General features: G+C 32.9%; 20 protein-coding genes. All 20 read right to left on the reverse strand.

The window, feature by feature from the left end; genetic code table 11:
• Nucleotides 1-40: 40 nt before the first annotated feature.
• The gene (locus Q0910_RS02700; RefSeq protein WP_299212294.1) at nucleotides 41-1,714 is read right to left on the reverse strand and encodes an ABC transporter ATP-binding protein; all 1,674 of its coding nucleotides are present in this window, start codon (nucleotides 1,712-1,714) and stop codon (nucleotides 41-43) included.
• Between the two features lie 128 nt (nucleotides 1,715-1,842).
• Nucleotides 1,843-3,186, reverse strand: coding sequence for a DCC1-like thiol-disulfide oxidoreductase family protein (locus tag Q0910_RS02705; RefSeq protein WP_299212297.1), 1,344 nt, complete (start codon nucleotides 3,184-3,186; stop codon nucleotides 1,843-1,845).
• The gene (locus Q0910_RS02710) at nucleotides 3,186-3,644 is read right to left on the reverse strand and encodes a hypothetical protein (RefSeq protein ID WP_299212300.1); all 459 of its coding nucleotides are present in this window, start codon (nucleotides 3,642-3,644) and stop codon (nucleotides 3,186-3,188) included. Before Q0910_RS02710 ends, Q0910_RS02705 begins: the two co-directional genes overlap by 1 nt.
• A 41-nt stretch (nucleotides 3,645-3,685) precedes the next feature.
• Nucleotides 3,686-4,729, reverse strand: a complete 1,044-nt coding sequence (locus Q0910_RS02715) for a hypothetical protein (RefSeq protein WP_299212302.1) — start codon at nucleotides 4,727-4,729, stop codon at nucleotides 3,686-3,688.
• A 68-nt stretch (nucleotides 4,730-4,797) separates the two neighbouring features.
• Nucleotides 4,798-5,652 (reverse strand): DUF2490 domain-containing protein, encoded by an 855-nt coding sequence (locus Q0910_RS02720; RefSeq protein ID WP_299212305.1) that lies wholly within the window; start codon nucleotides 5,650-5,652, stop codon nucleotides 4,798-4,800.
• 164 nt (nucleotides 5,653-5,816) lie between these two features.
• A complete protein-coding gene (locus tag Q0910_RS02725) occupies nucleotides 5,817-8,657 on the reverse strand; it encodes a CHAT domain-containing tetratricopeptide repeat protein (RefSeq protein WP_299212308.1) in 2,841 nt (946 codons plus the stop codon).
• 188 nt (nucleotides 8,658-8,845) lie between these two features.
• Nucleotides 8,846-10,486, reverse strand: coding sequence for a S8/S53 family peptidase (locus Q0910_RS02730; RefSeq protein ID WP_299212311.1), 1,641 nt, complete (start codon nucleotides 10,484-10,486; stop codon nucleotides 8,846-8,848).
• A 58-nt stretch (nucleotides 10,487-10,544) separates the two neighbouring features.
• Nucleotides 10,545-11,231 (reverse strand): hypothetical protein, encoded by a 687-nt coding sequence (locus tag Q0910_RS02735; protein ID WP_299212314.1) that lies wholly within the window; start codon nucleotides 11,229-11,231, stop codon nucleotides 10,545-10,547.
• Between the two features lie 98 nt (nucleotides 11,232-11,329).
• Nucleotides 11,330-11,893, reverse strand: a complete 564-nt coding sequence (locus Q0910_RS02740; protein WP_299212317.1) for a sigma-70 family RNA polymerase sigma factor — start codon at nucleotides 11,891-11,893, stop codon at nucleotides 11,330-11,332.
• A gap of 431 nt (nucleotides 11,894-12,324) precedes the next feature.
• Entirely contained in the window at nucleotides 12,325-13,164 is an 840-nt protein-coding gene (locus Q0910_RS02745; RefSeq protein WP_299212320.1) for a universal stress protein, read from the reverse strand.
• A gap of 369 nt (nucleotides 13,165-13,533) precedes the next feature.
• Complete coding sequence (locus Q0910_RS02750; RefSeq protein ID WP_299212322.1) at nucleotides 13,534-14,394, reverse strand: universal stress protein; 861 nt, start codon at nucleotides 14,392-14,394, stop codon at nucleotides 13,534-13,536.
• 313 nt (nucleotides 14,395-14,707) lie between these two features.
• A complete protein-coding gene (locus tag Q0910_RS02755) occupies nucleotides 14,708-15,034 on the reverse strand; it encodes a hypothetical protein (protein ID WP_299212325.1) in 327 nt (108 codons plus the stop codon).
• Between the two features lie 338 nt (nucleotides 15,035-15,372).
• The gene (locus Q0910_RS02760) at nucleotides 15,373-16,041 is read right to left on the reverse strand and encodes an ion channel (protein ID WP_299212328.1); all 669 of its coding nucleotides are present in this window, start codon (nucleotides 16,039-16,041) and stop codon (nucleotides 15,373-15,375) included.
• A 6-nt stretch (nucleotides 16,042-16,047) separates the two neighbouring features.
• Nucleotides 16,048-17,268, reverse strand: coding sequence for a DUF2235 domain-containing protein (locus Q0910_RS02765; RefSeq protein WP_299212331.1), 1,221 nt, complete (start codon nucleotides 17,266-17,268; stop codon nucleotides 16,048-16,050).
• 5 nt (nucleotides 17,269-17,273) lie between these two features.
• Nucleotides 17,274-17,933 (reverse strand): hypothetical protein, encoded by a 660-nt coding sequence (locus tag Q0910_RS02770; protein WP_299212334.1) that lies wholly within the window; start codon nucleotides 17,931-17,933, stop codon nucleotides 17,274-17,276.
• A 177-nt stretch (nucleotides 17,934-18,110) separates the two neighbouring features.
• A complete protein-coding gene (locus tag Q0910_RS02775; RefSeq protein WP_299212337.1) occupies nucleotides 18,111-18,809 on the reverse strand; it encodes a DUF3575 domain-containing protein in 699 nt (232 codons plus the stop codon).
• A gap of 80 nt (nucleotides 18,810-18,889) precedes the next feature.
• Entirely contained in the window at nucleotides 18,890-22,000 is a 3,111-nt protein-coding gene (locus Q0910_RS02780; RefSeq protein WP_299212340.1) for an efflux RND transporter permease subunit, read from the reverse strand.
• A gap of 21 nt (nucleotides 22,001-22,021) precedes the next feature.
• Nucleotides 22,022-23,113 carry an efflux RND transporter periplasmic adaptor subunit gene (locus tag Q0910_RS02785; RefSeq protein WP_299212343.1) on the reverse strand — a complete coding sequence of 364 codons (1,092 nt, stop codon included), beginning with the start codon at nucleotides 23,111-23,113 and terminating at the stop codon, nucleotides 22,022-22,024.
• 10 nt (nucleotides 23,114-23,123) lie between these two features.
• Entirely contained in the window at nucleotides 23,124-25,466 is a 2,343-nt protein-coding gene (locus Q0910_RS02790) for a TolC family protein (RefSeq protein WP_299212346.1), read from the reverse strand.
• Nucleotides 25,467-25,509: 43 nt separating this feature from the next.
• Nucleotides 25,510-25,920, reverse strand: coding sequence for a hypothetical protein (locus tag Q0910_RS02795; RefSeq protein ID WP_299212349.1), 411 nt, complete (start codon nucleotides 25,918-25,920; stop codon nucleotides 25,510-25,512).
• Nucleotides 25,921-25,928: the final 8 nt, after the last annotated feature.

Genomic DNA, 25,928 nt, shown 5'->3' on the forward strand with positions numbered 1-25,928 from the left:
ATTTGTAATACACCAGTCAGGTCTAGTGTTTTTAAGTAATTTACAAATAGTGAACTGCGTCAATATCAAAACCCTCTACAAGATGATCATCCAAAAGAATAATAGTTTTCTGATCTTTCATACTTTTTAAAAATTGAAGTATTAATTGTTGTGTTTTTGTATTGAGTTCTTTTAAGGGTTCCTCCAGAATTAAAATAGGCTTTTTTGTCAATAAAGCTCTGCAATACATCAGTATTTTTTGTTGTCCTGAGGTTAAGTTACATCCCAAGTCACCGATTTTACTTTCTAGCTGTAATTGATTTTGTATTTCTTCATATAATTGCAGGTGTTCCAATAAGAGTTTCACTTTTTCTTTTGTCCCCTCTTTTCGGTTGTAAACAATAGCTTCATAGACATTTCTACCGTATAGAGGATAGTCTTTTGATACAATCGCAATATTCTTTCTAATTGCTTTTTCGGTTAGTCCACTGCTACAAAGGTCTCCAAATGCAATACTACCTTTACAAGGAGACCTAAGTTTTAATAATAATCTGATGAAAGTGGATTTTCCTGTTCCGGACTTACCTTGTAGAAGTATAGTACTTTTTGGAGTAATGCTTAGATTAAAATCTTTAAGTACAGGTGTAGAAATATTGGGGTAGCTAAAGTTAATATCTCTAAAGATAATTTTTTCCTGATCAAGGATTACATTCTCAAATGGTAATTGATTTTCTTTTGGTAAGCTAAAAATGGCAATGAGTTTGGAGAATGATATATTTCCTAATTTCCATACAATACTTACTCTTAGGCTTCGCCTTAATACAGGTAATATAGATATGATTAATAATATCAATACAAGTAAAGAAGATCCTCCTAAAGACGTATCTGGGTTTTTTGATGAAATGAATACATATAGCATGATGATTCCGAGCATACCATACGTAATAGCAGGAATAATAGCTTGTAATAGGGAAACAACTCTTGCATAGCGTTTTCCTATATCATAAAGAATCTTTGATCGTTTTAGATATCGTTTTTCTTCTGGCTGATATTTGTTAAATGCTTTTAACGATAAGATTCCACGTAAACGTGTATTAACAAAGCTTAGCATTCCAGAACGACTATTTCTTCTGTCCAGAGAGACTTTATACAAAGCCTTGTTGATTATCCAGAGTACTGTAGAAGAAATAAAAATGCACGTCGTAATTATCAATGCCAAATAAACATCAAAACATCCTATAACAAGAATAACAATACCTAGTAAGAAGACGTCTTGCAAAAATCGTATCAATCCGTTTTTCATATAGTTTTGGATACTTTTAAGATCTCCACTATAACGCAGCAAGTATTTTCCAATACCTTTGTTATCATATACTTCCATAGCAACTTGTAACTGATTTCGAAAAAGTTGTTCTCTCAATTGTTTACTAAAACCTTCTCCTATAAGCGAGATACCGTAACGGTTTAGGTACTCAAAAAGTAATCGCAGTAGCACTAATGAGAAGAAAAAGATAAGAAAGGATGTAAAATCCGGAGCATTCATAAATGGAATAAACTTAAATGCGGCTAATCTATGAGAAGAAAAGCCAAAGCTAAGCTCATAGAATTTACCAATACTTATCGGGATCATAATGGTAAGTAAATTATAACAAAGACCTGCAAAAAAAGTAAAAGCCACTAGTGTAAGATGCTTACGAGTAAATCTATTGATGATATTCCATTTATTGAGTAACATACTATTATTTTAGTAAGAAGTTTGTTGGGTTATTAAAATAACGTTGGTACCATCCTTAACCCTTCTCTTTTTAGGAGAAGGACTTTTGGATGGACTAGGAATGGGGGTAACAAATCGTATTAATAAGATTAAAAATAAGGATCGTCTAAAAAGCGAACTCTTTGATCGGCATTCAGGAGACCGCATTGTTGCTGCTTTCCAAACCAATTATATCGGTTAGCAGCTATAAAATCATATATACGATCTCTGAACACCTTGGGGGTTATCAACCACCAATGTCCTAAATACCAGGGATACTTGAGATTTCTACAGATCCGCAGAACAGCATCACTCTTTTGATAGATAATTCCATCTTCTATAAGTACAATAGAGGAAAGATCTTGAGATATGTGACTATCAGCTAATAAGCTCTCTGCAGTTTCGGATTGTAATGAAGCAAAATGATAGTGTTGGTTTTTTTCTCTTTTTAGAATAAATTGTATCCAACCATTACATAAATTACATACTCCATCAAAAAGAATTATGGATCCGGAAGTTGTCTTAAGGTGGTCTTTCTTAGAAAAAGCGACTGCCAGCTTTTTTTTCGAAGGGTTCCATAATTTCTCAACATCAAAGAATGATAAGAATATCAATCCGGTCATCTGATATCTAAAACTTATTCCCATAATAAAAAAGATACCCCAATGCATCATCCAGGTCATAAGTGCCCAAGCCATGCCCCATCGTCTTTTTACAAGAGCTAGTGGTGCTCCCAACTCCAGGATAAAGGTAAGTATACCCATTCCCAGAAATAGCCAGGTATGCTCGAATAAAAAGTCGAATAGGGGAGCAGCTTCAGAACCTAATACTTCTTTGCGTATAGCATCCACCGCAACTTGTGAGCGCATAGCACTTCCATTAGCCCATTCTAATGCCAGATCTCCAGCAAGTTTAGCTATTCCGGATAAGAAGTAAGAACCTGCGGTAACTACACAAATTAATTGTATGGGCCAACCATATTGCCAATGCACTTTAGGTGGTTTATAACCTTTTTTTGCTTTTTTAAAAGCATCCCAGGACCAGGCATCAGCAGAGGCTACTAATCCCAGTATGACCATATGCAAAATAAGAGCATTACGGTTATGATAGACCATAGACCAACTATTACGATAGGTGAAGTACAATAATATGATGATTGCAAATGCAGGACCGGTAAATTTAAACTTCCAACCGATGATGTAGGCTATATTTAAGAAAATGACGCCAATAGTTATCCACCAAAATACAGTCGAAGGTACCGGTTGATCCATCCAACTTAGTAGTCCTATTGGATCATAAGCATCTACATTTTTAATCATCTTTTGGAGCATGTTAAAACGCGAAAGCAAATACCATAAGCTAAATAAACCTGTAGCAATACGAAGTAAGGCTAATCGCTGCGGAGTCACTTTCATAAACCAGTGATCTCGTATCATTTTTAAATAAGTATTCATCATTTTTTAATTTTATGAAAGGCTACTTTTCTTTCATGAACAGGGAGTGTGTCTTGTTTTAGAAAATAATTCTCTAAATGATAATATCCTTTGACCAATTCTATTCGGACTAATTCAGAATAAGGATATTCTTTCTTGTTGGCGATTCGTTTAGCTACTTCTTGAGTATATGCTTCGGCCTTGTCCGATCGTGCAGCTTTTTTTATTTGCCTGCGTACTTGATTAAAACCACCTGTACCTGCTAGTTTGTATGAAATCCTGTATCTGTTTTGAGCGGTATCATATCCAACAAAATAATACATGCCATAGGTAGCCTGTCTTTTCTTAGAAAACATAGGATAATAGGATAATGGAAAGTTATCTTTTGGTTTACTCGCCCAGTTTTCTATTACAGGAGATAAAACCAATAGGATAACCAATACGCTTGCCAATGCGGCTTGATTCTGTGAATATTGCATAACGAAAGTTTTTTAATGGACATTGTATCCACGAGTTTATTTTACACTGCAACATTCACATTTTGTGAAAGTAGATCAATTAAGAGGTCAGATTCTAGTAATTTGTCCAATGTAAGTATTGGAATTGAAGATTGACTTTCGACTTCGGCTACTAGAAGTGGACTGCCAGTAAACAAACCGGCTAATGCAAACAGACGATCACCAAAAATCGGAGATAGTAATTGTACGCCGCTATTTACGGCAAGGCTATCACAACAAGATAAAATAACGTGATCAATAGTTTCTGTGAATAATGAATGATTTAAGAGTGCTCGTGTTTCTTGCTGGTATAATCCGTCTGCAACTTCTATAATTACATAATCTGGCTGGGCAGCTGCTACTTCGGATAATAATCCTTCATATAAATCCATAATGGTATCTGTAGCGCAGAGATAGGTAGAAGGAAAACCAAATTCAGAAAAATCGCTAACTACATCAGCTCCGCAATCATATGCCAGCATTCTGTCTTTATTAAAAACAGTTCCTGTAAGTTTAATATAAGCTACTTGATATCCAGATGTTTTTAAGCCTCTGCATAAGTAAGCGGCGGTAGTAGTTTTACCACTATCCATACTAGAACCTATTGATAAAATGGTTTTGAAATTTCTTGTTTTTTTTGAATCAAATTTTACAGGTCTTCTATGATAATACGTGGTATTAATAACATTACCTTGTTTTCCAGTTACGTATCCAACTAATTTTAGTTTAGTAGGACCTTTTAGTTCTAGTTTGTAAAACATAGATACGACTGTACCAGCTACGCCACCTTTACCAATTAGATCATACTCTTGCTGGAATTTTTCTGGTACATATCCTTCAAATTGATTACTGGCATAACGATTACCAAATGCTAACATTACTTTATCTCCAGGGAATATATAGCTGTTTCTACCCTCAAAATCCTGAATGGCATTCAAGGAACCAATATGTATTACCTCAAATATAGCTACATCTCCGGCTATAGGTTGATGGTTTTGGATCATTGTTTGGTCAATCTTATAATTGACTACATTTTTACAGATATTAGATTTCTTAATGGTTTTCATAATATGAGATATTGGTTAAAAATTAAATATTGATTCTAGTTTGATATTGTTTATACTGAATGATCAGTTTAATAGGTTTTAGCATCTGTGATCTGCACTATGGGCAAAGTAGTTTTAGAAGTGTTACTTCCTATGGATCTTGATCGAGGTGATTTTTGTCTTAAATCCAATTGATAAGAAAACCTGAACATCAAGACAGAAAAATTGTTAAACTCTCTACGAACTCTTCCGTTTCTTGGATCTACTACATTTATTTCACGATACTTACTACCTATATTAAATTCCGTTTGCCTCATATAACTTATACTGGCATTTGCTCTCCTAAAAGGCCTAAAACGTACTCCTAACGTGACTCTATGAGCGTGCAAACCATCAGGAGATTGTTTCACTACTTTATCTCCCAATTCATCTCGATATTGTAATGGTCTCCCAGAAAGATAATAATGAACTTCATTGGTTATAAAAGGAGTGGTTTTAAGAGGTAGTAATCCCCAGTTACCTGCGTGAATTCGAAGTCCATAACGAATACGATATTCAAACTTGCTTCGTTCAGGAAAATGCCATTCTGCCCTCAGATTATTTGCAAAACGTATCTTACCTAATCTTGTATTTAATCTGAAACGACCAGTGATTCGATTTCTTGCTTCCTGATCCGGATCTGAAGGATCTGACGACCTAAGATATCCTGTACCAAAACTCATCCTCTTGTTCATTCTATACGTAACATTCACGCTATTTTGCATCGAGGATAATTCAAAAGGTTCCTGACTGAACAATAATAATTGACCTGCAGTTAATCTCCATTTTTTGGTCAGTTTGGCTTGCGCACTATAACCTGTCCATAATTTAAGATCTTCTTGAGCTATTGCGATATTAGCAAACAAGCATAGAAGTAATACATTTGTTATTTGTGGTTTAGTCACTGTTATAAATTCTTATGAGTTAGTACTTTTACTTTGTTAGTATTGTTACCTGTATAAGAAAGAAAAAGGAATAGTGTGACAAGCTTTTTCAGCTTTTTTTAAAAAGTTAAAAGAGGAGAGGCATCAGAGAAATGTAATGGGAATTTATGTATGTCTGAGTTACTTTATTCCTTATAAACTGATTTAGAATAACGTAGTAGAAAAAAGAAGAGTAATGCTATTCCTAATAGTACGATCCAAACTAAAAGATTTGTAGGCTCTTTATGTTGATCGATCTCACCCAATAATATAAAATTAGCCCAGTAGTATGGATGTCTTTTATTTGGTTCTGTTTTGGAAAGATAATCTAATTTAGATCTATGTAAAGCCAAGTCGGTAGGTTGTCCTTCATGTACGTTTTCTAAGAATGAAGTGGTAATTGACATAGAACTGGTTTCAGAAGCATTCCATAGACTGGACAGAATATTATGTGCTCCACCTAACAGAAATGATTTACTTATTCCCTGAACGCCTTCTCCGTTATATATTTTACCACTAGCAGAATGACATGAACTTAATAGTACCAGGTTTGCTTTTAATCGATTTCCATATAGATCCTGAGAAGAAAGTATAAACTTCTCCTGATGATCATCAAAAATGACACAGGACCTGCCGGGATCATCCGTATCTAACAAGCCGTGCAAAGAAAGGTGGATAATATCTGCATCAGCACTATATTTTAGAAAATTTTCTAGAGAAGCATCATTATCTATAAATGTTTTTCCGTCAAAAATAGCACCACCTCGTTTTATTTCTTCTTGTGATAATGCAAGTTGCATTAGATTTTCGTTTCCGAAAAAACGTTTCCGTGTCTTTAGTTTTTTATTAAGGTCATGACTATACTTAGTCCCAAAACCTATATAATTATATGAGTGTTCACCGTGCTGTTCACGAAATAATAATGCTATGGAGTAGGAGTAAGAGATACTATAATCCTGGATTAAATATTTTTGAGGATTCTTATCTGGATCCATCAAAGCTTCAAAAGATAGCTTATGCAATTGCCCATCAGGAATAATACAAATACGTTTTATATTCTTAGCTATTTTTTTTAAACCTTTTTGAATGCATCGTTCAAATATGAGGTTAGAAAGTTTTTGAGACACTTCTAATTTGGGATCATGGCATTGCCCTATAAAATCATCCAAAGCTTTTTTGATGACGGAGTCATAAGGTGTGCTAATAGAAAAAAAATCGTCATTAGTAAGCCAGAAGCTGTATATGGTGTTTTCTGAAATAAAATATTCTATCACTGCCATATCTTTTGGTAAACTTTTCCTAGCCTCTTTTAGTTTAGGAGGAAGAATGAATGCATATTTTTCTTTGAAATAATCAGGTTCTTTTTGCTCTATTTCTTTCAAATAAATATCTAATGCGTATTGCGCTTTGGTGTATGTGTTAAGTAAGGAATCCTGATTGCGTGTGGCTTCAGTAAGTAATGCTTGTTGAGCATGCATCTCCTCACGAAGGGCTTTTTCCCGACTTAGAACTTCTTCAGATACATTGGATTTAAAGGCATCAACCTGATTTAACTCATACTGAAGTACGATGGCTTTTGTTTTTGAGGAAAAGTAATAGGCTTCTTCCAGATAATAGGAGTCGTTAGTAATCTGGTATAATTTTAAAGCATCCTCGACAGCTTTGCCATAGTGTTCGAATTTTAGATTTAAAAAATCTAGTTTAGATTGTTCAAATTGAAAAGAAACTAGGCTTCTATTAATTACAGAATCTATTTTATGTTGTGTGCTAAGTGCTTTTTTAAGAAAGCTAATGTCTTTAGATGTATTATATTGAGTTTTAAATATTCTTGCTTTTAACTCTATCAAGCGAATTAAAAATCTATCATCAAGCGCTTTGGATGATTTTATAATAGGTAAATGATTATTGTCAAAACTTCCTGTTGGTACTAGTATGTTAAATGCTTTATCCAATTGATTATTTGCACTTACGATATCACCTTTTCTAATGAGAATATCACTGAGATTTTCATAAGCCAAAGCCATTTGTTGCTGTCTTTCTCCTTTTGAATAAAGTACTTTTCTTATTTCGATAACCTTATTCATATGTGTTTCGGCGAGGTTAAACCTTTTTTCCTCTGCCTTTATCATTGCCATTAATTCTAAAGCAATAGAATAATTAAAAGGTTCGGTTTCTACATTTAATAAGGTTAATGCCTTTTGAGACATTTGTAGTGCAGTTGCATATTCTCTAAGACCTAAATAGGTCGTTCCTGCATTTAGATATACCATTGCCAAATTGTTTTGGGGGATTTCTTTTGGAAAAGAATTATAAATAGAAAGGGTATTTTTAATATATTCTTTGGATTTAAAGTATTCCTTAAAATTATTATTCATAACAATAAGGTTATTTAAAGCATCAAATTCTTTAAGTTTATTGCCACCCTGTTTTTGATATAGATTTATAGCATTTTTATAATATAATTCTGCTCGAAAAGCATCATTAAGTTCTTTATAAAACCTGCCAATCCCGTGATATTTTCTTGCTAATTTATTGCTAGGATAAGCAGTATCATTTTCAAAAATATTTAAAGCTTGATCTATATATATTTTGGCAGATTCCAAGTTGTTGAGATATTGGTAAGAAATCCCAATATTATAAATAGTATTAGCTCTTTCGGAAGCTGGTACTTTTGGGCAATCTTCCCAAGTACGCAATACTTTGTTTTCAAAACATTCAATAGCCTCTGGTTCTCGGTTCAGTTTATAATAAGATACTCCGATCTTATGCCAAATCTTTCCTTTACGATAACAATCTAGTTTTTGATAGAGAGTTTGTTGCTCTAGTTTTTTAATTAATAAGAGGTTATCTTCATAAAGGCCTTGCTTGATATTTTGATTGATTTTTTGATAGTATTCATTGAAAAAATCATTGTCATCAGTTACCCCAGCCCAGGATGTAGAAACAAGTATTAAAAAACATGTGGTAATGACGAGAGTGGGGTTCAAAACCATAAATTAATTATTAAGTATAGATGACGATTGTAAGGATAAGTTACAGATTACTAATATAATAAATGTTAAAAGTATAACAATTATATGTGAAATTTTAAATATCTAAAACTTATAAAAGGGATATACGGCTTACATCGTATATCCCTCTTATGGGTTAAATATAATTATTTTGTATTTCTGTACTATCTTTTTACTACAATCTGTGTATAAGAATTATCTTGAATATCTACTTTTGCGAAATAAATTCCAGATTTCAACTGACTACTTTCTATTACATCAATTCGGTTGGTATTGTTAGTAATAAGAAATTGATTTTGTAGTATCAATAATCCACTTTGATTATAGATCGAAATGGTAATCTGTTGATTAATAGGTTTGTTAACCTGTAATTGAAGTGTTTCGTTAAAAGGATTTGGAAAAAATAAGGATTGAGATTTCGGAGTTACAGCAGCACTGGATTTTTGAATCCGCGTATTACAGGCATTATTCAGTTGATTAAATGCAGCAGAAAAATTAATCGCTCCATTAGCAGCTACTTTTTCAAACAAATCTGATGAAGTTGTGGATGTGTTTATTAACGCACAACGAATCTGCTGATAATCAAAGGTAGCTTGGTGCGTACCAAGAATAGCGGCAAGTGCCGTAACATTAGCAGAAGAAAAAGAAGTTCCTGATCGATACCCTACGGTTCCTGCTAAGCTGGGACCAGGAATGTTTTCGCCTAATAATGCTACATCAACTGTTTGTTGACCATAACTACTAAAGGGACTTAACTTGTTATTACAATCAATAGATGCTACTGATAAAATATTGGTATTAGGATAGGAGGCAGGAAATGATATAATGTTATCAGTATCATTGTTTTCATTGGTGTTACCCGCTGCCGCTATGACCATGGCGCCCATTTGTTCAGCGTAGTCAATAGCCATTTTTAAAGGTTTGCCTGCTGGATTTACATTATAGTTCTGATAGCTAAAGCTAAAATTAAGAATGTTAGCCCCTTCATTTACAGCATCTAAAATTGCAGGAACGAGATTGGAAATGAATCCTCTTCCGAGATGATCATGAGTCTTTCTGATGTCAAACGAAATTGATGACATAGCTCCTTCTTGATAATCGAGTATATGATGTATAATACCAGCGATGTGAGTACCATGCCCATTTTGATCATCAATCACTGAATCGTCATTATTGATATAATCATATCCAGTATAATCCTCAAGAGTAAAAGAATAATCTGGATAATTGACTCCTGATTGTGGTTTAAAACCTGTATCAAAAATAGAGATCTTTATAGGATTATTGCCTAATGGATGTTGAGGAATGACATTTTGAAAACAGAAATTTTGAATATTTGCAGGAGGTATTGGAACAATATGGCCTATATTAAAATCTACTCCATCTATATCGGTTTTAGATTCTGCGTTTGCAACTTGTCCATTTATATTTGTTACACTTTGTCCTTGTGCATTGATATATGGAAATTGTACTGTATTCCATAATCGTAAATTAATTTCCTCTCGGTACCAAATCTCTTCAGAGTTGAGGTCGCTAAGTAAACTGTCTACCGCTTCCTGGGTGATAGAAGGAGAAAGTTTTACAAAATATAAAGAGGGATGTTTGATAATTTCATCTTCATCTTCGTCTTCATCATCATCATCGTCATCATCGTCATCATCGTCGTCATCGTCGTCGTCATCACTTCTGGATTCCTGAGCAGCTGTGGTTTGATTTTTATGATGAACAGCTTTTTGCTGACTAAGAATGGGTTGCAGAAATAATAAGAAAAAAAGCAAAGTTAAAATATACCTCAAGGTTTTCATATAATTGATTTTATTGGTTTTCTATATTTATAAGTAGTAGTACTTCTATAGTAAGTAGCTATTTTTCATTCAGTTCCTTTAATAATTGTTGCGCATTTTTGTAATTCCAATCGGTATTGCCTATTTGTTTCAATTGAATTTTTGCATTATTATGTTGTCCATCGAGTAGATATGCAATAGCCTGATACCAGTTTAATTCTTGTCTGTATCGATTACTATTTGTATTCATTGTTTTAAATTTCATAATAGCTTCAGCGTACTGATTATTTAATAGAAGTGCTAATCCATGATAATAAATATCTTCTTCTGTTTGTGTCTCTAGGTTCTGAAAATATTGTATTGACTGTAGATAATTCTTGTTATTAAATGTCAGGATGGCTAATGTTCTGGTCTGGTTTTCATCAGAAAAACCTTTAGAAACGCCTGGGTGCAGTATTTCCTGCTCATATAGATATTGCTGGGCCAGTGTCTGTGGATCAGAGGCAGCAGTGTTAAATAGTTGTGTAACTATGATTAGACTAATACAGGCAGCGGTAGCTAATAAAATTTTAAAGTATTTAGAAGAGAAAAACTTCTTTTTATCATTGGTTTTATTTCTTGTTATACCATATTCCTGTAGCAGCTTTATTTGCCACTTAGCTTTTAGATCTTCATCTAATTTCTTTTTTAGGATCTCTTCAAAAATCCCATCTTGTTCTTTTTTTGAGATATCAGGATCCAAAAGTCTGTTTAGTTTATTTTTCATTTGTTTCTTGTTTATTGATTGTAAGATCAGTCTATATCATCACTAAGAGGCATTAGTTAATGCTATAGGTTTATCTTGATGAATTGTTGTAGTTCATTTTATATATTTAAAATTGTTTTTAGATTAAATTGGTCTTTAAGTTTTTGTACACAACGTTCTTTTTGTTTCCTAATGGTTGCCGGACTCTTTTGGATTTCTTGAGCTATCTCTGATAGTTTCATTTTTCCATAAAAATGCCAGGTGAGTAATTGTTTACAAGAGTCTCCTAATAGCAGCCAGGCATTATTAAGTTGGCTTAGCTCTTCGGATTCTAGAGGTTCTGTATCTTCTTCTTGGGATAAGGATAGTATATCATCTACATTGGTTCTATTTTTTCTCTGGTTTCTTAATAACATCTGAGATGCCATTTTCGTAAATAGAAAACGTAGGTTTCCATATTGCAGTTTTCCTTCTACAAATCGAGCTCTAAATTCGATAAGCGTATCCATCGTGGCGTCATAAGCATCGTCATGAGTTGCTTTGTATTCTCTACGCAGATATTTCATAGTTTCTTCGAATTGCTTTAGAAATACTTGTTCAAAAAAATAGGTGTCGTTTTTTTTTAGATCAACTATGATTTTTTTAAACAATAGTTCGCTTAGTCCAAAATTTTTATATTCCATTCTTATTTTGATTTAGCCTTCATATAATATTTAGATATAAGACTAAGTAATTAACAGTTTGATTTCTGAATTACTTACCTGTATAAGGAGTGAAATTGTAAAACGTGACATGTTTTAAATAAAAAATTTTACAAATTCACTTTCGTTAGCTATATCTGGGTTAATATGTGGTGATTATTTATCATCTGAATTCTATAAATAAAAGAGATAAGGGTTTAGGTTTCTGATTTGTTTATACTTCTCCTGGGATCTTTTACAAATGATTACATTCTAATTATAGTAACATAACTATTTGACCGCATAGCGACTGTTATCCTTAACAGGTTCCTACAAGTTTGTTGTTTACAATTGACGGTTGTTTTATTAAAGTGGTTTTTCAGAAAAAAGAGCATATTTGCCATAGAGAGTTTATTTACAAATCTTTAACACCATTAATTTCTAAAATCATGTAAAGTTAGCACCGGAATTTTAGAATGATATCCTAGTTTTTTAACCATAGGTTTTGATAAAATACTTTCAAAAAAACTATGCTTTTTATTGATAAAAGAAATCATATCAATATCCTCATTTTGTATAAATATACTTAAGCCATCTTGCACATTGTTGTTATGTAGGATATGGAAAGAATATTTCAACCCTATAAAATATTCTTCGAGTAATTTTTTGTTATTTTTTTGATCTTCATCAAGCAACTGATTCTGATCAGATACATGTAAAATTCGTATAGCTGCATCTGTCATTTTTGCTATATCTGCAAGATATTGAAACTCTCTTCGTTTAAAATGTGTTCGATAATTTGTTGGAAAAGCAATTTCTTTTATCTCTTTATATATAGCTCTATGAGGAATCGCCAGAACAGGACAGTTCCTTATTTTTTCCATAGCAAGCACTGTATTACTACCATATATTTTATTTCTTGAATCCGTTCTGCCCTTGGTTCCCATTACTACCATTTCGATATCTCTTTTTGCTACTATATCTTTCATTGCTGTTAGTAGATTATCTCTACGAGATACGATAAAAAAATTATGATTGATATTTTCATCCGTAACGGAAACTCTTTCCAAAATTTTGTACAATCCTTTTTTTGATTGTTCCTCTAATTCCTTTAAATTTTTCGTGATAGTTAATTCCATAGTGAACTCATCTATGGTGTATGTATTAAGGATATAAAAGTCGCATTGCTCATTTTTGAAGAGTTCAATACTATAATCTATAGCATTCATAGCGTTTTCAGAAAAATCCGTAGGAAGTAATATCCTTTTTTTCATGATGTAAGATTTAAAAAGAAGAAAGTGTGTTATCTAAGTAATAGACTATTATGATTATCGATCAAAGCGTTTTTTTCAAGCTACCAATACAATTTTTAGGAAGTACTATTGTTTTCGAATCTCTTCAAAACCTTTTAAGTAGTATAACTCTTTTGATATATACTATCGTCTTCTATATGTATAATAGATGAAAGATCCTGTATGACATTGCTGAGTGAAAATTACCCAGATTTCACTTCAATCAAGTTTATTAGGTTTATTATTATATTAAAAATCTAAAGCCTATAAATAATAGAGATATAGACTTTAGACTTTTTAGTTCATATAGAGAGAACCTATTAATGATGTATATGGATAGCGTGTATTTTATTATTTACCTCCAGTAACGAGTAAAGAAACATTTAATTTTTCAATAACATTATCCATTGTTGACTTTCTATTAACGAGCTTGTTTAACCACCCTCTATTATCATTAAAACGACCTATACATAATAATTCTACATTGTTTTTATAAACGTACGTTGAAAGGCCTTCAATAGAATAAGGACTTTCTTCAAATTCATATTCTACCGCATTCGGAAAATTGCAAGCAGTTTTTATACGAGAAATTGCCAATTTCGCTTTATCCGAAGCAGATTTTTTACGGATACTAAAGAATTTTATGGGATTTTCAGGCTGCTTATTTAGGTCTTTAACAATTTTTACGGTGTTTTTATCGATAACATTATCAGTATTGTTATAAAAGCCTAGAGAAATATCACTGTCCGGTTGAACCATTTTTTCTTTACCAGTGATCATAATAATCCCAGAATGTTTTTTTAATAAAAATTTAGTTATGCCATCTTCTAAAAAATTAATTAACTTCTTCTCTCTCTTCCCTATAACAACAATGTCGGGATTGGTTTTCTGAATATGATCGTGAATTTCGTTTTTTACATTACCAAAAGTGAAATTATACGTGATAGCAACATTTTCTTCTTCTGAGATACGAAGTACTAAGTCCAGTAGTTTTTTTTCTGTGGTAATATGTGTCTCAGTGATAGCGCGCATCGCAGAGAGTTGATTTTCGTATCTTACAACATCTGCTGGTGGACTCACGTGAAATATCTCAATGGTTCCATTTATTACTTTCGCCAAATTGATTGCATTTTTTAATGCAGTATCCGATTTTTGAGTTAAATCTACAAGGACTAGTAATCGATATTTATTTTTTAGATCTTGATTTTTCATGGTTTTAGGCTTTTAAACTTGTATTTAAAACAGAAATAGGTTTCTATGTTTATGTATCCAACATCCTTCTAATTTTTCTCGCCGTGGTGAGGAGACTTTTTCATCCTTCCTTTTTAGGAATGGCTAAGGATGGATGTTGTTTATAAACTGTTTTTTAAATGTGATTGTCCTTATAGAGGCTGATATCTATAATAGATTTCTACAAGTTTTTATTTATTTATAATTGATTAGATTGTTGGTAAAGCAACTATTCCGAAAATATATATATGCTTTACGAGTATACTTTTGATATACTATAACAAATTGTAAACCGTTATACCTGTTCTGGAGGAGGTATAGGGATCTCTAGATGTACATCCCATAAAGAAGTCTGTGACCACGGGCATAGTGATTTTTTATTATTTGTAAACTGGTAAGAATAATCACTAGTAAGTAGTATTTCTATTTTTTCATCTTTACTATCTTTTTCCTGTTTTTCTTTTTCAGCATTTTTGTCCCAATCATAGTTCACTAATTCGTAATCTTCCTGAAATAAGAAATCAAAGGTTTGTGTAACGGGCTGAATGACCATAGTGCACACCACAAAAATAAAGACAAATTGCCTAAAAAAATGGATGCTATTTTGCGTTTTGTCATTCATAGGGTAATAATTCTGAAAATTTAGGTTGTCATAAAAATAGCTCAAATTATTATTGATCTATATTATTGCTAAAATTTCTTAATATCATAAATATAAGGGTATTAGTGATTTATCTAGTATATAAACCTCATATTAACCAGATTTTAACAACAATAATGATTAGTAATTTCTCTAAAAAAGATATCAGTATTGCTGGAACATCATGCTACGCTTCTTAGTACCGGATAATGGTGTAGAAGGGAAGGGGGTATCAATCTTTTGGTTCTTTTAATAAACTACATATAATCAGTTTTAGGTCGATAAATTCTTTAGATTAGTATTAAACCTGTTAGGATTAATTATTCTCTTTTTGCTCCTGAAATATATTTTCCAACTACGACTGCAGTAATGATCACCAAATAGAACTGACCGATTAGACCGATCAAAATAGATCCTTTTTGTGCGAGGGAAGTGACAGGTACGATCTCACCGTAGCCGATAGTCATTAAAGTAATATAACTATAGTACATGATCCGTTCGGTAAATTGTTGTTGCTGACTCATAGTTGCATTGAGTCCTTCAAAAGAACCGGGATATGCCAATTCTATACTTAAACAAATAAAAAAACTGATAAGTCCCAGCGAAATATATCCACTAATCAATCCAAAGATCATATTTTTATTAACGACTTTAGTTTCCCAAATCTGTTTGATTATTTCAAAAGTAACCATCGTATAAAACAAAAAGTACGTTCCCATATTAAGAAACTTAAGAGGCTTACTGTTTTGACTATCAAAGATATCTGCACTAAATACAACTCCTGATACTATTAGCAACGCAATAAAAAACCACATTAGTTTTTTCTTCTTTGAAATCAATAAGACACCTGCTACCAAGTTGATTAGAAATAGTAGGGGAGATATAACAATCTCAAAAAAGTTTCCGGGAACTAGTAGAGACCCAAAAAGAATGGCTATCTGGCTAAATAAAAAGAGCTCAAAACGGTATGGATACAATTTTTTCATCATATTAAATTATTCAATCACTATAAAACAATCGGAATCAGTATTATAGTCATATCCTCCTATTTGATTTTTTTCAAAACATTCGCTAAAAAGCTTGATGAGATTAATCTCATAGGTTTGTAAAGATACTTTTAATCGATCTAAAACGGATTTATGAATTCTTAGTTTTTCTTTTTTATAACCATTTTTAGAAACTAAAAAAGAAAGCTTACGACTGCTTTTGGGATAAAACAAACGAACAAAGCCTTTTGACGGATTATTAGTTTTGTCAAAACGATCTTCATATACCCTGGTATCAGAAGGAAGCAACTGATAAGGTTCAAGTTGACGAATCATCCAGTTTAGAGAAACCCCACTAATATTGGTGTTTCTATAGCCTCCGCCTACATCAGAATGTGCTCCAAAAAACCAAACTTCATTAGCTATATTTTCTGGTTTTATCTCGGGACATGTCGATACCATACGCTGTTGTGTTAGTAGTACTGGTGTAAATATAGAACTTCGATTATCATTAAGTGATAGCGCATGTACTACTTTTTTTACATTACATAACTGATCAAAATAATTATTTTGTGGCGCATAATATTCCTCATCATATTTAGGAACTCCAAGAGCCGCCACTGTATCCCAAAGCCCCATAAAATCGATCTTATAATCATCAGGGTTTAAGAGTTTCCCTGTTATTTTAAAAACATCTTTTCTTCGATCTTCTAAGGTCTTTTTAATTTTATGCGCATTATAGATTTTTTTGATAAATTGTAAACGCTTTTCTTTAGGAATATCATTAACATCTACAATCCCTGCTACGTAAATTAGGCCTGCTAGTATTCTGGATGCATATGCCCCACGACTAAATCCGAAAATATAGATTTCATCTTTTCTTTGATGGTTATAATGCTCTGCCAGATATAAATACGCTTTACATACTTCACGTCTTATTCCTGAACCTGCCACCATACCCAATATATCTGCTCCGTTTCCGACTCCTCTTAGATATACGGCACTTACATTTGGATTCTGCTGAAGGGTAGTTAGATTATAAAGTTTGGATATATTGGTATGACTCCCTTCATTATTATTAGTGCCATCTAGAAATACGGCTAGTTTTTTAGCTCCTTTTCCGTTATATATTGGATTATGAATAATAGGGGCTTTAATAGCGCAACCAGTACAAGCAAAATAAAGAAGCAGTATCAATGAATTCCTGTAAATTGATTTACCTAACTGCACATTAATTATTTTTTAAATTGATCAGAGATTACCTTAGCAAAGGCATTTAGAACTTGGTCAGCAGCGTCAGGATCTACAACATCCAAAAGACATACATTAACTAATTGTCGATCTTTTTCTAAAGCTAAATCGTAGGTAATAGATTCTAAAATATACGTAGTAGATGTAGTCTTTGAGTCTACAGATGTATCAAAATCTAATTTGTCTAGATCTGGCAAATCTTTTAGATTATCATAATCTTCTATTGTAAAAGTGCCTTTTCTTTTATTTTCTAGTTGAATTTTTCCTCGCTCGGGCTTCGAAGAACTATTGGTTTCGATAGTTTGTTTTAATGATGTTATTAATAAGCCTTCTATTTTTTTTTCTTTGAACATTTGTAGAATTTGCTGAACCTCTTCTGTTGTTCGTTGTTCTTTATCTTTGATACTAGGGAATACCTTATGCATTTCGATAGCATCGATATCTTGTCCTTTCAGTTTTGATACTATGGCTTTTTCAAACGATTTCTGAATAGCAGAATCAGGGCTTTTTGCAGCGACCAAAATCCTCTTACTTTTTACTGCTTGAAAATCTTCTGATTTCCAGGAATCAATCAATTTGATTGTAGAACAATTCCAGGTAATCATTCCAAGTAGTAGTATTAGAAGATGTTTTAGTTTTTTCATTAAATATAAATTTAGTTAATCAATTTGATTAGCTTTTTATTATGGAAAAGGGATTTCTAATTCTATAATAAATCTCTAACGTTCTAAATTTAAATTTGAGCTTGTTATCCAATAAATATTACTGATAAAAAATAATCCAAAATGGTTATAATTTAATTTTCTTATCATTAAATTTTTTTAAAATGAGTATCCCAATTTTATTCCATAGCGAAATGCAGGAAGTACAATATCAGTATCCTGATTTCCATTTATACGGAAATCAAGATTAAGTCCATCAAAAACAGCATATTCAGAAAGCGCATCAGATACATCATCATAGAATTCATCTGGTATGGGCTGCTTTTCAACAAGTTTAATCTTATTAGTACTTATGCCAGGTCCTGCAATCAAAAAATCGATAAAGAAACGTTCCCAGATCATTAATTTATAGCCTATTTCCAATCCTCCAGCAAATGTTATTATATTGGCATCAATTTCGATAGTACTGTTCATTTGATTACTATCAGTATAAACACCTAAGATTTCATCGGTAAAATTCTGATATTTTGCGTAGGCTCCAACATAAAAACCAAATAACCCATTTCTAGACTTCTGAGTATACCATCTGAATTCTGGTAAGATCTTGATTCCTTTAAAATTAAACTCATCGATAGAAATTCGATCTCCGTTAATTCCCGAAACTCTAAATATCCCTGAACCTGTTTTTAATCCTAATGAAATTCCAACACTAATTTTATCACTAATGGCTCGTTCATATTGAAGTTGAATAGTACCAAAAACAGGTAAAATAGGATCTATGCTAATATGATTTTTTTCCTGTGCCTGTGCCATACTTATTACAAGAAAACAAATGACTATCAAAATTTTATTTTGCATTATACTGCAGTTTTTTAGTACGGTTCGTTAGGTATGTTAAACCTAAATATTAGTCATTTAATAAATTCTTAAGCAATTTTTTACTCCAACAACGTATCATCAAACACATATTCTTTATAATCCACCTTATATAATACACTATAAAATGAAGGAATAAATACTAAGGTAATCACAGTACCAAATAACAATCCAATCATAATAGTTACCGCCATAGGTTCCCACATTTCTCCTCCACCTAGATATAATGGAATTAGACCGAGTACTGTAGTAAATGTTGCTAAAAGAATAGGTCGAAAACGTTGAATACAAGCTGCGATAATTGCATCTTGAGGTTTTCGTTTCAATTCGTTTTCTTCTATTTCTATCCTATCTATTAAAACAATGGCATTATTGATAACGATTCCTGCTAAGGAGATTACACCTAAGAACGCCATAAAACCAAAAGGAACTCCAAAAATTAATAAACCTATTACCATACCAATCACACCAAGAGGAATGGTAGTAACAATCATTGTCATTTTTCTAAAAGAGTTAAATTGAATAATCAATAACATGACAATAATAAAAGCGGAAAGTGGTAAATATTTAGCCACAGCGCCCATGTTTTCTGCACTATTCTCTGCATCTCCACCTAATGTATAAGTGTATTCTTTTCCCCATATTGATTCTTGTTCTTTTAACCATGGAATTACTATTGCAGTCACTTCTGAAGCATTTCCATCTTCGGTTAATTCACTGGATACATTGATGGTTCGTGTAAGGTTTAATCGCTTTATTTTGGAATATTGCCATTGCGGAATGATATTCGCCACTTGTAATAAAGGAACACTTTTTCCAGAGTTTTGGCCGTAGATATTAAGCGTTTCCAGAGAAGCTAAGGATTGCTGTTTTCCTTGATTACTGGTCATTACAATTGGAATAGACTTATCATTCTCTCTAAATTCTCCTGCCTGAAAACCATCTAATACAGTTTGAAGAGAGATGGCTACATCCTGATTTGTAATGCCTGCTAGCTGTGCTTTATTTTGGTCAATATCAATGACAAACTTTTTTCCTTTAGGTCCCCAATCATCCTTAATATTTTTAGTTCCTGAAATACTAAAGAGTTTTGCCTTGATTTCTTCGGCAATACTGGCTAGTTTATCCGGATTATCACCAGAAACCTTAATTTCTATTGGAGTTCCTCCACCGCCAGATCCTAACAACCCGACTTTTATATCTGCATTAGGAAAAGTATCAAAGCAAAAAGCATCTAGTTGCTTTACCATATCATTATTTACCAAAAAAGAGGAAGTATTGACTAAAATATGAGCGTAATTAGAATTGGGCTCATCGGCACTATACCCCAAATCATAGGATGATGGTCCTTCTCCAATATACGAAGACCAATCTACGATACCATCTGTTTTTTCTTCAGTAACTTTTAGAGTATTCGTTATAAATTCTTCTATAGCTAATATGGTTTCTGTAGTACTTTCAATTTTTGTTCCTTGAGGTAAATTAATATCTATCGTAATCATATTACGATCACTATCCGGGAAAAATACAAATGCCAATTTTGTGAAACCATAAAGTGATAAAAAGAACAATACTACAATACTTATCAAAACAGATTTTTTCCATGCTAAAGCGATTAGTATAAGATCTTTATATTTGGACTTCAATCCATCAATCATACGGTCCAAAAAGCCAACTTTGCCATCCGCTCGTTTTTTAATTTTTAGAAAAAATACACAGAATAAAGTGATGATGCTTAGCGAAATAATCCAGGAAGATAAGAGAGCAATTGTAATTACTACAAAAATAGGTCCCATAATATCACCCATTACAGATTCTGCCATAAAAAATGCAAGAAATGCTGCAGAAGTTGTTAGCGTAGAAATCAATAAAGGCATAAATAATTCGGCACACGAATCAATAGCCGCTTTTTTAACTTCAATGCCATTTTCCATTTTCACCATAATGGATTCTGCCACTACAATAGCATTATCCACCATCATTCCTAATGCCATAATCAAAGCCGCTAGTGTTATCTGATTAAGACCTATATCAATAAGTCCCATGACCATTAATGTCGTAATCGTTACAATCGGAATCAAACTGGCAATAACCATTCCTGTACGGAATCCTAAGAAAATAAGCATTACTGCTAGTACAATAGCAATGGCTTGCATCAAATTTCCTAAAAAATCACTAATCTTAAGATCGATATATTGGTCTATAGATGCTAATCGAGAAACTTCTAATCCTACAGGGAGTTTTGCTTGCCATGCTGACAATAGCAGATCAATTTCCTCTCCTAATTGAATAATATTTCTGCCTTCTTTTAAGGAGATATGTAACGAAATTGCATCTTTTCCATTAATTCGTACTTTCTGATTAGGTGGATTAATATATCCTTTTTCTATATCTGTAATATCTCCCAAGGTAACTACTTGACCACTTTGCCCAATAGGAATCAGCATACTCTTGATATCTTCTATTTCATTAAAATTACCAGTTGGTTCTAATATGATACGTTCCTCTTCAATATTAACTTCTCCACCAGAATTCAGGATATTTGTACTTGCAATAATTCCTTGCAGACTGCTGGAGGTTAATCCATATGTCTTGAGTTTTGTGTTGTCAAATTTCACAAAAACACGTTCTTCTTGTGCTCCATTGATTTCTACTTTGGCTGCATCTTCTAACTTAATCAGATCATCACGAAGATCATCTGCTTGTTCCTTCATAGCAGCATATGAAAATCCATCACTGGTAATTCCCACAGCAATACCAAATACTTCTCCAATACCATCATCATTCAATTGTGGTTGTACATTACTTGGTAATCCTTGTATTGTATTTAGCTTACGTCGCAATCGATCCCAAACTGGTTGTAACTGCTCAGGAGCAACTTCCATTTTTAGCTCTACCTGAACGATGGAAAGTCCGGTTCTAGAAGTACTGGTTACTTTTTTTAGTTCAGGGAGTTCCTGCGCTATTTTCTCAATTTTGTCCGTTACCAATTCCTCAACACGTTCTGGACTTGCTCCTGGAAATGATGAAACAACAGATGCCACACGAATCGTATATGGCGGCATGCTATCTCGTGAAAGTGAAGCATAAAAAACCATCCCCATTACCATCACTACAGCAAGAATACTTAGAGCAACACGATTTTTTTCAATAGAAAATTTAGCAAAATTCATATATTCTTCTTTTGATAGTAGTTATTGTAACTTCACTTTTTGTCCGTCTAGCAGGGTCTGAAGCCCTGCGGTAGCGATTTTTTGCCCTTCTGCAAGACCGCTTTTAATTTTAAAACCATCTGTAGTAAGTTCTCCAATTTCTACGCGATGTTTTTTTGCAACACCTTTGGTTCCATCCTCAGATTCAATTAAAAAAACAAAATTACCTTCGCCATCTTCTCCAACAGCTTTTACCGGAATTACTAATGCAGTATCACTACTGGTTTGCGTATTTCCAAAATTAAAAGTAACATTAGCGGTCATCCCAGGTTTTATTTCTTTAGTTGAATCTGTAATATCAATTTTTACAGGATAGGAAGCAGAACCTTCTCCTACAATAGGGGCAATTTCAATAACATTTCCGGAGAATTTCTTATCACCCAAAGCAGAAAATGAGATCTCGGGATTCATTCCTAATTGTACTTTGTTAATTACATTTTCTGGTAAGCCTACTTCGATATTCGTATGATCTCCAGCGTTTAATATCGCAATAACCTGCCCGGCACTTACATTTTCATTTAACTGACTGTTTTTTGCAGCAATGATCCCTGTCTTTGGCGCCTTGATATATCCATAACTGATCTGAGATTGCTGGATACTTTTATTTCGTTTTGCAGATTCGTATTGATCTAAAGCACTCTGATACGAGTTTTTGGCAGATTCATAATCACTTAAGGAATTACTCCCTTTTTCATATAAGGATTTAATACGATCTAAACTTGATTTTGCAGTATTCATAGCAGATTTGGCACTGTTCAGGGCAGAAACTGATTGTTCATACGCGAGATTGGCCTGTACATTATCTAATTTAGCAATCAGATCACCTTTAGTTACTTTTTGCCCTACCTTGATATCGAGAGTCGTAATGATTCCGGTACTTCTGAAACTTAGTTCTATTTCATCACCAGCTTTGGCGATACCACTAAAGGTTCTCACCTTTTGAGCGTTAGAACTACCTACAACTTGATATTCAACAGGTCTTAGTACTTCTTCTTTTATAACTTCTTTTTCTTTACAGGCATTTATCATTAGTAATGAAAATACCATAAGTACTATATGCTTTATAGATTTCATAGGTGGTTTATTAGTTTTTATTTAAAATATATTGGTTAGCTCTCTGAATAAAATCCTGATTACTCGCCTCATCATTCATTAAAAAGAAATATCCTATAGCCCTTTCTAACTGCATTGATGTTAATAAGTAGTCATAATTGGCTGTTGCTCTTGCAAGCTGTGCTTGTAAGTAATTTGTCTGTGCATCGATTAACTGAATCAGTGGAACTGCTCCTTGAGAATATGCGTTTTGAGTAAGGTCTAAGCTCTCTTTGGCAGCCTCTTCTGATACTTTGGATATTTCAATATTTGCAATTTGATTGATCATATCTAGCAAAATGTCGTTCACATTTCTTTCGATATTCAGTTCTACGTTTTCTTTCTGAACCAATAACTGATCTTCCTGAATTTTTGCCGTTTGTCTGTTAATGTTTCGCTGGTTTTGCTGAAATATAGGTAAGGAAAGGTTTACACCTACATTATAGGTTCCATCAGGAACATTAGGAAAACCATCAGGCACTATTGATCCTTTACCTGATTCTGAAAAAGCAAGACTATATTGACCCTGTAACGCTACTGTTGGTACAAATCGCCCCAGATTATTCAATCGATAATTACGTTGGGTAGCTTCCATATTGTATCCAATGTTTTTTAACTCAGGAGCATTTTTCTTTGCTTCTTCGATTAAAAATTCAATAAGTGCTGGTCTTAGTTTTGGATCATCTAGAATTTCTTTAAAATCCTGATATTTATAATTTTCAAATACTCCTTCGGATATTTCGGCATTATCGATATCAATCTCAGTTGCAATAGGGTTATTCATTAACTGATTAATCGCGTTAAAAGCCTGTTGTTTTTGATTTTCTGCATTAATTAAACTCTGCGTATTCTGTGCTAACTGGCTTCTGAAGCGTAGTACATCAGACTTTCCGGATTCTCCGGCAGCAAAGTTTTGATCTGCTATTTCTAAATTCTTTTTTGTGACCTGAAGATTTTGATTTTGAATTTCAACATTAGTTTTTAAAATCAATGCATTAAAATAGGCTACAGATGCATCTAATAGCGCATCTAGTTCTGCTGCATTATAAGTTTCCTCTTGTGCTTTTTGTAGGTTCTCACTGATTGTAATATTGGCTCCGGCACCTTCAGAGTAAATCACCTGTTCTAATGTTACGTTTCCAGAAGTAGAAAACTCAGGACTAGTACCATTAGAAATCTCTGCAACATCTGGATCTATGTATAAGCCACTGGCATTGGCGGTTACATTAGGAAGATAACTGCTTTTCGCTGTTTTTAGATCCTGAGTACTTAACTCAATATTTTTTCTTTCTGCATCAAGCGATAGATTTTTAGCAACCACTCCCTTCATGATATCGATAATAGAATAAGACGTACCTACTTGTTCATCATTATTACCTCCTATGAAATCTGCTGTAGCCAATAAACTATAACGTAATGGAAACCCAATCTTTTTTGCAGTATTAGCATTTATAGAAAGTTTATTTTTATATTCTAAGTAGATGGGTAACTCAGAAGCATTCGTGCCATTAATAATAGCTTCTATATCCAAAGCAATACGTCTAAAAAACTGATCGATATATGTTTCTGGTTGGTTAGATGCTAAAATTCCTCTCTGTACATCTTCGATACTATAGGCCGAAAATGAAGGTAATTTTTTTGTGTTGATCGTAGTAACCAATGTTTTAAATTCAGTATCGTTTAAATGAAATCCTGTGGTAAGATATACTGCATCAACATCATCTAAATCTGTCGCTATATTTTGATTATTCTGAAGAGGAATCAATGTATAAGTAGCTTGTTTTTTCTCAAAATAGTCGTCTAATAACTTTCTAATTGGTAATATACCTGGTAAGAAATCGTCGATGATAATACCCACTTTTTTATAGGAGTAAAGAGATTCGAAAACATCCAAATCTTTTGTATATGAAAAAGGCGCAATAAGATAGGTGATATTAGCAACTCCCGAAGTTTTTTGATCTTCCGGAAAGTCATAAAAATCACTATTCGCGGATCCAAACAAAATAACAGGTTTTGGATATTTTTTTTCTTTATCAATAATAAGCGTATTGATCACCCCAAAGGCTAGAATGATATCCGTGTCAGAATTAACGAGGGACTGGTAGTTTTCTTTTGCTATGGTCACATTAAATCCGTTTTCCAGTACTTCCTTAAAAACGATCGTTGCATCTTGTCCAACAACACCTTTTATTTCATTTTTTAATGTAGAAAGTAAGGGTTTTGTTTCTTCTGATGATGTATCGGCAAGAATACCTATGGTCACTGTTTTAGAGGATTGCGAATATCCTGACAAGTGCACGAAGATAAGTAAGAGCAGTAATCTTATATTTTTCATATTACTAAAATGATGCGTGTATACTATAAATTAAAATAATAGTTTATAATTGATTGAGTCGCTTATTTACTGACCAGGATAGTTTATCATAAAATTTAGAGAAACTCTCGAATTGTTCTAAGGGCAATATTTGTTCAAGCTCTTTATTTTGTTGTTTTACCAAGTTGTTAAAGCCATCAATAATTTCAATCTTGGTCAGTTTGGTATTTTCACTAAGCTGCTCCATTTTTAAACCATAATAGGAAGTAATAACCTTAAATCGGGCAGTTGTTTCTGGAGTCATCGCTTCATCAGTAATAAGATCCCTCATCCAATTTTCGATATAGTTGGTTTCTTCCTTCTTGAATATTTCCAAAACAGGTTTGGTATCTTCTTCAATACCTTCTGTTTGTCCAAAAATGGTTATTGAAAAAAAAGCAAAACATATACTGATAAAAATGTTTTTGAACCTCATATCTTTAG

It is taken from the genome of uncultured Aquimarina sp. (genome assembly GCF_947495315.1).
Classification (GTDB): Bacteria; Bacteroidota; Bacteroidia; order Flavobacteriales; family Flavobacteriaceae; genus Aquimarina.

Excerpts from the sequence above, each read along its gene's own strand:
- Q0910_RS02710 (WP_299212300.1), bottom strand. The coding sequence starts at position 3,644 with ATGCAATATTCACAGAATCAAGCCGCATTGGCAAGCGTATTGGTTATC.
- Q0910_RS02740 (WP_299212317.1), bottom strand. The coding sequence starts at position 11,893 with ATGGAATATAAAAATTTTGGACTAAGCGAACTATTGTTTAAAAAAATC.
- Q0910_RS02735 (WP_299212314.1), bottom strand. The coding sequence starts at position 11,231 with ATGAAAAATAAACTAAACAGACTTTTGGATCCTGATATCTCAAAAAAA.
- Q0910_RS02790 (WP_299212346.1), bottom strand. The coding sequence starts at position 25,466 with ATGAAAAATATAAGATTACTGCTCTTACTTATCTTCGTGCACTTGTCA.
- Q0910_RS02750 (WP_299212322.1), bottom strand. The coding sequence starts at position 14,394 with ATGAAAAATCAAGATCTAAAAAATAAATATCGATTACTAGTCCTTGTA.
- Q0910_RS02770 (WP_299212334.1), bottom strand. The coding sequence starts at position 17,933 with ATGAAAAAACTAAAACATCTTCTAATACTACTACTTGGAATGATTACC.
- Q0910_RS02715 (WP_299212302.1), bottom strand. The coding sequence starts at position 4,729 with ATGAAAACCATTAAGAAATCTAATATCTGTAAAAATGTAGTCAATTAT.
- Q0910_RS02730 (WP_299212311.1), bottom strand. The coding sequence starts at position 10,486 with ATGAAAACCTTGAGGTATATTTTAACTTTGCTTTTTTTCTTATTATTT.
- Q0910_RS02785 (WP_299212343.1), bottom strand. The coding sequence starts at position 23,113 with ATGAAATCTATAAAGCATATAGTACTTATGGTATTTTCATTACTAATG.
- Q0910_RS02755 (WP_299212325.1), bottom strand. The coding sequence starts at position 15,034 with ATGAATGACAAAACGCAAAATAGCATCCATTTTTTTAGGCAATTTGTC.
- Q0910_RS02700 (WP_299212294.1), bottom strand. The coding sequence starts at position 1,714 with ATGTTACTCAATAAATGGAATATCATCAATAGATTTACTCGTAAGCAT.
- Q0910_RS02745 (WP_299212320.1), bottom strand. The coding sequence starts at position 13,164 with ATGAAAAAAAGGATATTACTTCCTACGGATTTTTCTGAAAACGCTATG.
- Q0910_RS02705 (WP_299212297.1), bottom strand. The coding sequence starts at position 3,186 with ATGAATACTTATTTAAAAATGATACGAGATCACTGGTTTATGAAAGTG.
- Q0910_RS02775 (WP_299212337.1), bottom strand. The coding sequence starts at position 18,809 with ATGCAAAATAAAATTTTGATAGTCATTTGTTTTCTTGTAATAAGTATG.
- Q0910_RS02760 (WP_299212328.1), bottom strand. The coding sequence starts at position 16,041 with ATGATGAAAAAATTGTATCCATACCGTTTTGAGCTCTTTTTATTTAGC.
- Q0910_RS02795 (WP_299212349.1), bottom strand. The coding sequence starts at position 25,920 with ATGAGGTTCAAAAACATTTTTATCAGTATATGTTTTGCTTTTTTTTCA.
- Q0910_RS02780 (WP_299212340.1), bottom strand. The coding sequence starts at position 22,000 with ATGAATTTTGCTAAATTTTCTATTGAAAAAAATCGTGTTGCTCTAAGT.